The 290-nt window shown below is 73.4% G+C and carries 1 pseudogene; it reads right to left on the bottom strand.

Annotated features, from left to right (window positions below):
* Positions 1-290: pseudogene (pmbA, locus tag SB751_RS29505) on the bottom strand (metalloprotease PmbA); the annotation flags it as partial.

Here is a 290-nt window from a genome sequence, read left to right as displayed (position 1 = left end):
GACGAGGAACGAAGTCTTGCGATACAGCGCGCCGCCGCTCACGGCCTGCACGAACGCGCCGAGCAGACCCGCCGCCAGCGGCGCCTCGAACAGCACCGGCACCTTGCGCGTGTCCAGACCGCGCGCGTTCAGGCGCGACAGCGCGCGCTCGGCGGCGTAGCGGCCCACCGCTTCGGGCGAGGCCAGCTCGCTCGCGCTGCGGCGCGAGGTGTACCAGTCGTCGCGCTGCATGCTGCGGCCCGAGCCCGCGATCGGCGCGCACGCGACGTAGTGGCGCGAGTACGGATAAC

This window comes from Cupriavidus sp. SIMBA_020, from assembly GCF_046535395.1.
Classification (GTDB): Bacteria; Pseudomonadota; Gammaproteobacteria; order Burkholderiales; family Burkholderiaceae; genus Cupriavidus; species Cupriavidus campinensis.
Note: the sequence above shows the minus strand (reverse complement) of the source record. Positions and strands in the feature narration are given on the sequence as shown.